This window comes from Sphingomonas bacterium (assembly GCF_903644135.1).
Lineage (GTDB): Bacteria > Pseudomonadota > Alphaproteobacteria > Sphingomonadales > Sphingomonadaceae > Sphingomonas.
Window position 1 is genome coordinate 1 of the sequence record NZ_CAHJXA010000116.1, and the last position, 8,154, is coordinate 8,154.

An 8,154-nucleotide genomic window follows, 5' to 3' on the forward strand; every position below is an offset into this window, starting at 1 on the left:
GCGCGAACGGATCTTCTTTCCGCTCGTGTCGGGTCGCGATGGTGGCTCGGGCCTCGGACTCACGCAGCCGGGCCAGCCGCGCCCCGGCCCAGAGCGCGTCCCCACCGTTGTTGCCGCTCCCGACCAGCAGGACGACCGACGCCATCGGCATGAAGCCGCGACCCAGTCGATGCAGGCGGCGGCCGATAGATGGACGCTCATCTGGTGCCACAGACCAGGAACGCAGTGGCAGAAGGCATGGACCGCCCCCGCTGGATTGGGCCGGAACGTGCGGCCGGCGGCGAAGATAACGCCCGAGGTGCCGAGCGATATCAGCGCGTCGCCATCCTTCACGACACCGACGCCCGCAGCCCCCGCCGCGTTGTCCCCGCCGCCCGCAGCGATCGGTACGCGGTCCATGCCCCAGCGTTCGGCGATGTTAGCGCGCAGCCGGCCGGTCGGCTCGGTGCCCTCGTGCAGCCGCGCCATCTGCTCAACCGTCAGTCCGCAGGCGGCAAGGGCGATGTCGCTCCAGCGCCGCGCGCCCACGTCTAGCCACAGCGTGCCGGCGCTGTCCGACAGATCCGACGCCTTGTCGCCGGTCAGCGCGAGCCGGACGTAATCCTTGGGCAGCAGCACGCTGCGGACGGCGGCGAACGTCGTCGGCTCATCGCGCGCGACCCACAGCAGCTTCGGCGCGGTGAACCCCGGCATGGCGAGGTTGCCGGTGATGGTGTGCAGGTCGGGCACCGCGCGTTCCAGCGCTGCGCACTCGGCATGGCTGCGGCCGTCGTTCCATAGGATCGCGGGGCGGAGCGGCCGGTCGTCTTCGCCCAGCAGCGTCGCGCCGTGCATCTGCCCGGCTAGGCCGACCCCGCGCACGCGTCTGCGCAGCGCCGGATCGATCGCGCGGACCGCTGCGTCGGTGGCGCGCACCCAGTGGTCTGGGTCCTGCTCCGACCACAGCGGCCGGGGCCGCGACAACGTCAGCGGCGCATGGCCCTGGCCGGTCACGGTGCCGTCGATGTCTAGTATGACCGCCTTGATCCCGGAGGTGCCGACGTCAATGCCCAGGAACACGTATTTCCCCTAATCGCATTTATATGACTTAATGTAAGCCGACATGATGTGGCAAGGTACGGGATGAGCTGTTGGTTCCACCCGCTTGCTGCGAGCAGCGACCAACGGGTGAACGGGATTTGCGGCACGGTCGATGACAAACAGGTCGCTGGAGGGGACACGATGATGACGGATACCTCGGCGGGAGCGCACGCCAATTTGGGTTTCATTGCCGCGATCGTGGCGGTGGCGACCATCGGCGGCTTCATGTTCGGCTATGACTCCGGCGTGATCAACGGCACGCAGAAGGGCCTCGAAGCGGCATTCGCGCTCGGCAAGCTGGGGGTCGGCGTCAATGTCGGCGCGATCCTGATCGGCTCGGCCTTCGGTGCGTTCGGGGCGGGGCGATTGGCTGACGCGATCGGGCGGCGGTCGGTTATGATGCTGGCGGCGGTGCTGTTTATGGTCAGCGCGCTGCTGGCGGGCGCGGCGGGTAGTTCGGCGGTGTTCATCGCCGCGCGTATCGTCGGCGGGCTCGGCGTCGGCGCGGCCAGCGTGATCTCGCCGGTCTATATTTCCGAAATCACGCCCGCGGCCATCCGCGGCCGATTGTCGAGCGTGCAGCAGGTGATGATCATCACCGGCCTGACCGGCGCGTTCGTCGCCAATTACCTCATCGCCACCTATGCCGGCGGTTCGACCGCGCCGTTCTGGGCGGGACAGCCGGCGTGGCGCTGGATGTTCTGGCTGCAGGCGATTCCCGCGCTGGTTTATCTCGCCGCGCTCGTCCTGATCCCTGAGAGCCCGCGCTATCTCGTCGTTAAGGGCCGCGACGAAGCGGCTTCGCGTGTGCTGACCCGGCTGTTCGGTGCGGACGAAGCGGCGCGCAAGGTGGCGGAGATCCGCGCCAGCCTCGGGGGCGATCATCACCGACCGCGGCTGGCGGACCTGATCGACGTCGCCAGCGGGCGCGTTCGCCCGATCGTGTGGGCCGGCATCGGCCTGGCGGTGTTCCAGCAGCTCGTTGGCATCAATGTTGTCTTCTATTACGGTGCAGCGCTGTGGGAAGCGGTGGGTTTTTCTGAGAACGACGCGCTGTTGACCAACATCCTGTCGGGCGTGTTGTCGATCGGCGCGTGCCTGCTCGCCATGGCACTGGTCGACCGGATCGGGCGCAAGCCGCTGCTGCTGATCGGCTCGGCGGGGATGGCGGTCACGCTGGCGACGGTGGCCTGGGCGTTCTCGACCGCGGCGACCGGCGCAGGTGGCGCGATCGCGCTGCCGGGCGACAACGGCGTCGTCGCGCTGCTCGCCGCCAACCTCTACGTCGTGTTCTTCAACGTCAGCTGGGGACCGGTGATGTGGGTCATGCTGGGCGAGATGTTCCCTACCCAGATCCGCGGTTCCGGGCTGGCGGTGTCGGGGTTCGCGCAATGGACCGCGAACGCCGCCGTGTCGGTCAGCTTCCCGGCGCTGGCGGTGTCGCCGGGGCTGGCGACGACCTATGCGGGCTATGCCTTCTTCGCGGCGGTGTCCTTCTGGTTCGTGGGTGCCATGGTGCACGAAACGCGCGGGCGCGAGCTTGAGGCGATGCCCGGCTGATTGCCGCTGCGGATCGTGTCGCGGCGGGGCGTCGGTTCCGGGATGCGGCTACATCCCCGCGGTCTGCCGCAATGCCGTCGCACCCGACCGCATGAGGCCGTGATCGGACCCGAGCAGGAACAGCGAGGCACCGCGGTCGCGCCACTGCGGCACGTCCGCCGGCCGCGCCAGGAACATGCCGACCGGCATCTGCCGCTCGACGCAGATCGCGACGATCCGCTCGACGGCGTCGACGACGCGCGGGTCGTCGGCCGAGGTGCAGCCGAACGACACCGTCAGGTCGGCGCGGCCAATGAAGACGGCGTCAAGCCGTTGAACGGACGCGATCGCCTCGACATGATCCAGCGCCTCAACGTCCTCGATCTGGGCGACGACGATCGTTTCGCGCTCGCTCCGGGCGAGATGCTCCTCCATCGTCGCGCGGCCGTAACCGGCCGCCCGCGTCGACGCCGCAAAGCCCCGCCCGCCCGGCCCGTAGTGCGCCGCCCTGATCAAGGCGCGCGCGTCGTCCGCGGAGCGGATGTGCGGCGCGATGACCCCCGTCGCGCCGATATCGAGCGCGGCCAGGATATTGTCGGGAGAGGCGCTGGCGGGCCGGACGAGCGTCGGCAGGTTGCCGGCACGGGCCGCCATGACGCAAAGGTCCAGCGCCGCGCGGTCCAGCGGCGCGTGTTCGGCATCGATGCAGAGCAGATCGAAATTCGACGTCGCCAGCACTTCCACGACATGAGGATGCGGGGTTTTGAGGAATGTGCCGAGGAGCGGTTCGCGCGCCGCCAATCTCGTCTTCAGGTTTATCATGTCGCACATCCCGGCTTATGGCGTAGGTGCCGATCCGTCAGCATCGCTCGTCGCCGCCGTTACGCCGAGTGAAGTCGATGGACAACGAGGCTGTCGGTGCCACGCGCCGAGAGGATTGTATTCCCTCGACCGATCGTGCAAGCGTCTTCACTTGCTACCTTGTGGGATTGTCGAGGGCCATCGGCGCGCTGTCTATGGACAACGATAGGGTCGGCTCGACAATCCGGATCTTCTTCGCAGACGATTGTGAAACGCCCGGTGTCGACGATCAATCGCAGATCAGCGCTTGCCGGTATCGCCGGTGCAAGCTCCGCCCTCGCCCCCGGGCCGGGCGTCGGCATGGCGATGACGACGGCCTCCGCGTCATCGCCGCTCGGGTACTGGACCGCCGATGCGCATGACCTGCCTTGCTATGCTTTCACCGGTGACGTGCCCATGGCTACCTCGACGCCGGCGGGCCACACGGTCCCGCTCGACGCCGACCCGGTGTTCCTACTCGGCAATTACGATCTGACGCTGTTCGCCCATGCGAGCGGCCGACTGTCGTTCGTATCGGGAGAGCGCGGCTGGGTGCGGCTGAACGAGCCCGGGGGGATGGCGGCGGGACATGCCGCGACGCTGACGGTGACGGGCAGCGGGCCGGGGCGAACGCACGACCTGCTCGGACCCTCGGGTATCTGCGCCTCGGCGCGAAGGTCGGTACGGACGTTCGGCTGCGGCACGGCCCGTTATACGATGAAGCCCGAGCCCGGGGTGACCGTCGAGCGCATCCTGAGCGTCGCCCCGTCGACGGCGCAGCAGCGGGCGCAGGCCGCAGTCGTCGTGACAATCCGCCTGACCAACGCCGGTCCAGGGCCGCTCGATATCGACTATGCCGAGATGATCGTCAGCAATCCCGCGCTGGTTGCGGACTCTGCGACAAGTCCGATCCGGTTCGACAATATAGCGCGAGCGCTGCCCGGCGGCCTTGGCATTATCTGCGACGCGACCGCAACCAGCGACGATCCCGGTCTGCTCGTCCCGATCGACGTGCCGAGCCCGTACAATCTCTATCCGCCCTCACTTGTCCTCGCCGCCGCCCCGAAGGCGGGCAGCTCCCCCGTCGCCTTCGAGCAGCACGCGATCGACGGCGGCGCGGTTGCGCTGACGGCGCGTTCCCACGTCCGGGTCGCTCCCGGTGCGACGCGCGACATCGTGCTGATCATCGCGCTCAAGTCGCCCGAGGTCAGCCTTGCGCCGCTGGAGCGGTTCCTGGACGCGCTCGCCCCGTCGTCGTCAGGAGACTGGTTCCGTCGGACCTGGGTCGACGTGCTGTCGCCGCTTGCCGGGGTGCCGGATGCGGCGTTGCGCGCCGAGCTGTTGTGGGACGGCCACGCGCTGCTCGCGATGGCGACGTACGCGGGCTATTATCGCCAGACCTTCATCCCGCAGGGGATGACGGGCGATTACGTGCAGGGCTTCAACGCCAGTCCGCGGGATCATCTTCAGCATGCGTTGGCGGCCATCTATCTCGCGCCCGAACTCGCCCGGTCGACCATACTCTATACGCTTTGCCAGATGAAGCCGGACGGCGCGATCAAGTTCACCGTGTCGGGTAACGGCCACACGGCCGGCAGCACCTGGAGCCCGTCCGACCAATCGCTTTTCCTGTTCTATGCGCTTGGCGAATACCTGCAGGTCACGCACGACTGGAGCATCCTGGATGCGACGACGCCCTATGCCCCGGCGCTGGCAGGGCCGACAGGAACGGCGCTCGAGAAGCTGGAACGTGCATTCGTCCACTTGCGCGACCATGTGTCGACCGGTTCGCATGGCCTGGTGCGGATGCTGACCGGCGACTGGAACGACCAGATCTATGCCGGCGTGCCGGAGGGACAGTATCGCGATACGGCCGAATCGCAGATGAACTCGGCGATGGTGATGGCGATCATGCCGGCCATGATCGAGCAGCTGGACGCCTATGCGCAGACGCAGCAGGGCGAACGGGCGATCGTCATCGGACATCTGACCTCAAGCATGCGGACCTATGCCGACCGGATTTCGCAGGCGATGATGCGCGACGTGGAGGGCAGGACGTTCGCGCGGCGTGCCTGGCTGGCGCCGGGCAAGGCGCTTGGTGAGAACAACATGTACCTGGAGCCGCAATCCTTTCTCCTTCAGGCGCCGGATTTCCCGATCGCGAGGAAGCGGAGGCTGTTTCGGGAGCTGCAGCGTCGGCTGATGGACGGCGAGATCCTCGGCCCGCGCCAGCGCGAGAAGGCGGTTTTCACCAGCGGCATGATCGCCGGCACCAGCGAGAATGGCGGCTTCTGGTATTCACTTGCCGGTCAGGCGATCGCGGGGGTGGCGACGTTCGACCGCCGGGCGGCGTTGGCGATGCTCGACCGGTTGATGTTTCGGAATTTTGGCCGCCATCATCCCGGTTATTGGGTCGGGCTCTGGACCGCTCCCGACACGTTGAACGCGGAACGCGCCGGCGACATCGGGGGACTGCCGCGGCCGATGAACGACGGAGTTTTCTACAAGATGGCGGTCTATTGCGCGCACGCCCATGCATGGCCGGTATACTGCTATTTTCGCATCCGGAACGCCACGTAACCGCTACGCTGCCCTTCGTCGAAGCTAGCAGCTCGGAATAAATCTGATAATAGCGTCTTCAGAGGTTCGATTGCTCGGGCCGCCCGGTTTGGAGCTCGTCATGCAACCCTACGCCATCAACGAATTCGCGGCGAAGGCGGTGCTTGTCACTGGAGCGAGCACGGGCATCGGCGCGGCCGTCGCCGCCGCCTTCGCCCGCCATGGTGCTCAAGTCGCGATCCACTATCACCGTAATCGGGAAGCGGCGGAAGCGGGTCGCGACGCAATCGTTCAGCACGGTGGCCGCGCCGTGCTGATCCGCGGCGACCTCGGCGAGCCGGCGCAGGGTGCGAAGGTGGTGGGCGAGGCGGCCGAGATGCTCGGCGGCCTCGACATCCTCATCAACAATGCGGGGTCGCTGACCGGCCGCACGCCATTCCTGCAATGGACCGACGAGACCTTCGACACCGTCATGAACCTCAATGCGCGATCGGTCATCACCGCCTCGCAGGCGGCCGTACCGCATCTGGAGGCGGGGGGCGGGACGATCGTCAACATCGGGTCGATCGCCGGCAGCGACGGCGGCGGCCCGGGTGCCGGCCACTATGCCGCAGCGAAAGCCTATGTGCATAGCCTCACCCGCCACATGGCCCGCGATCTCGCGGGGCGCGGCATCCGCGTCAATGCCGTCGCGCCCGGCGTGATCGCCACGCCGTTCCACGCGGCGACACCGCCCGATAGGATGGAGGCGATGCGCAACGCCGTGGCGCTGGGCCGCGTCGGCGAGCCGGACGATTGCGTCGGCCCGATCCTGTTCCTGTGCTCGGGCGCGATGAGCGGCTACGTCACCGGCCAGATTCTGCACGTCAACGGCGGCCAGTACATGCCCTGAACGTGGACAGGAGTGTGGTCCTAACCCTCTCCTTCGCGCCTCACCACCAAGTCGCGTATAGCGCGATGAGGATCAGGATAACAGGGACTCCAACCGCGTCGAACCCGCGACTGGTGCGAACCGCACATCAGGCACTGCGATGCGGTTGCTGTACGCCCATGCGTCGACCGCCAGCGACAGGATCACCGCCAGTGCGAGCGAGACGGCGAAGACGATGCTCATCCCATCCATGAGCGGAACGCTGGGCAGGAATTTAGCGACAGGAACGAGCCAATCACCGACCCGACGGCCGCGGCGATCGCGCCGGCTTCGTTGCCGCGCTTTGAGAAGAGGCCGAGCAGGAAGATGACGGTGATGCCGGGCGAAAAAAACCTGAAAACTCCTGGACGAACTGGAACGCCTGATCGGAGCGACCGATCAGCGGGCGCGCCGAGACGATCGTCACGCAGGCCGCCATCCCGCCCGACCAGCACCTACCCCCGCTCGTCCTTCGGGTGATCCGATCCGTCCTCGATCGCCGGGGGCGTGGACCGGTATTTGACATAAAGATCGAGCATGAAGATCGTCGTGATCGAATTGATCTTTGAGGCATTCGACGCGGCGATCGCCGCGATCAGCGCCGTTGGATACGCCTCATCCGGCTTGGCCCGGCCCGGCACCAGCGCGGGACGCGGCGATGCGAAGGACGACGGTCACTAGCAACATCAGCAGCTTGAGGAAGGCGGTGAAGACCACGCCCTTCTGCGCCTCGGCAATGCTCTTCGCGGCGAGCGCGCGCTGGATGACATTTCCGGTTGAAAACCCAGTAGGACAGGTTGGCAATCCACATCCCGCCGATCAGCGCGGCCAGGCCGGGCAGCTCTTTGTAATGCGGGTCGCGGGGTTTGAGGATCATGTGGAAATGGTCAGGCACGCGCCGGGCCAGTTCGCTGAAGCCGCCGACAATGCCAGCTGCACCGCCGATCCGCGCGAGCGTGAGTGCCGAGATCAGCAAACCGCCCGCGACCAGCACGGGTCACCTGGACGATGTCGGTCAGCGCCACCGTCTTCAGCCCGCCGCGTATCTGATAGAGCAAGGCTAAGACGCCAAGCCGGCTCTGTCAGACCAAATGCACCGGCTGGTAAGAAGGGCAGGATAGGGCGGTTGTATGCCCCGTCCTCGCAAGCCAGCCAGCCCGTTCCGCTACTTCAACTCATCCCCTGAGGTGATCCGCCTTGTGGTGATGATGTACGTCCGGTTCCCG

Annotated in this window: 8 protein-coding genes and 2 pseudogenes; 5 read left to right on the forward strand and 5 right to left on the reverse strand. The window is 66.9% G+C overall.

What is annotated here, in order from left to right; all coding sequences use genetic code 11:
* Positions 1-151 (reverse strand): NAD(P)H-hydrate epimerase (locus HUU96_RS15315; protein WP_217430289.1); only part of this gene is annotated, 151 nt, incomplete at its 3' end.
* 1 nt (position 152) lies between these two features.
* Positions 153-1,059 (reverse strand): annotated as a pseudogene (locus HUU96_RS07745) (FGGY family carbohydrate kinase); the annotation flags it as partial.
* 165 nt (positions 1,060-1,224) lie between these two features.
* On the opposite strand from HUU96_RS07745, the gene HUU96_RS07750 reads away from it, so the two are divergent.
* Positions 1,225-2,640 (forward strand): sugar porter family MFS transporter, encoded by a 1,416-nt coding sequence (locus HUU96_RS07750; protein ID WP_174292261.1) that lies wholly within the window; start codon positions 1,225-1,227, stop codon positions 2,638-2,640.
* 48 nt (positions 2,641-2,688) lie between these two features.
* On the opposite strand, the gene HUU96_RS07755 is transcribed toward HUU96_RS07750, so the two are convergent.
* Positions 2,689-3,441: an HpcH/HpaI aldolase family protein gene (locus tag HUU96_RS07755; RefSeq protein WP_174292262.1), complete on the reverse strand. Its 753-nt coding sequence runs from the start codon at positions 3,439-3,441 to the stop codon at positions 2,689-2,691.
* A 435-nt stretch (positions 3,442-3,876) separates the two neighbouring features.
* Here HUU96_RS07755 and HUU96_RS07760 point away from each other — a divergent pair, with 435 nt between their 5' ends.
* Together HUU96_RS07760 and HUU96_RS07765 are read left to right on the forward strand one after the other, a co-directional pair.
* A complete protein-coding gene (locus tag HUU96_RS07760) occupies positions 3,877-6,039 on the forward strand; it encodes a GH36-type glycosyl hydrolase domain-containing protein (RefSeq protein ID WP_174292263.1) in 2,163 nt (720 codons plus the stop codon).
* A 100-nt stretch (positions 6,040-6,139) separates the two neighbouring features.
* Positions 6,140-6,910 (forward strand): SDR family NAD(P)-dependent oxidoreductase, encoded by a 771-nt coding sequence (locus HUU96_RS07765; protein ID WP_174292264.1) that lies wholly within the window; start codon positions 6,140-6,142, stop codon positions 6,908-6,910.
* 72 nt (positions 6,911-6,982) lie between these two features.
* On the opposite strand, the gene HUU96_RS07770 is transcribed toward HUU96_RS07765, so the two are convergent.
* Together HUU96_RS07770 and HUU96_RS07775 are read right to left on the reverse strand one after the other, a co-directional pair.
* Positions 6,983-7,132, reverse strand: coding sequence for a hypothetical protein (locus tag HUU96_RS07770; protein ID WP_174292265.1), 150 nt, complete (start codon positions 7,130-7,132; stop codon positions 6,983-6,985).
* Positions 7,129-7,383 (reverse strand): hypothetical protein, encoded by a 255-nt coding sequence (locus HUU96_RS07775; RefSeq protein ID WP_174292266.1) that lies wholly within the window; start codon positions 7,381-7,383, stop codon positions 7,129-7,131. The genes HUU96_RS07770 and HUU96_RS07775 overlap by 4 nt, the downstream gene beginning before the upstream one ends.
* An 82-nt stretch (positions 7,384-7,465) precedes the next feature.
* Between HUU96_RS07775 and HUU96_RS07780 the strand changes: the two genes are divergently transcribed.
* Positions 7,466-7,609 carry a hypothetical protein gene (locus HUU96_RS07780; RefSeq protein WP_174292267.1) on the forward strand — a complete coding sequence of 48 codons (144 nt, stop codon included), beginning with the start codon at positions 7,466-7,468 and terminating at the stop codon, positions 7,607-7,609.
* Positions 7,610-8,058: 449 nt separating this feature from the next.
* Positions 8,059-8,154, forward strand: a pseudogene (locus HUU96_RS15375) (IS6 family transposase); the annotation flags it as partial.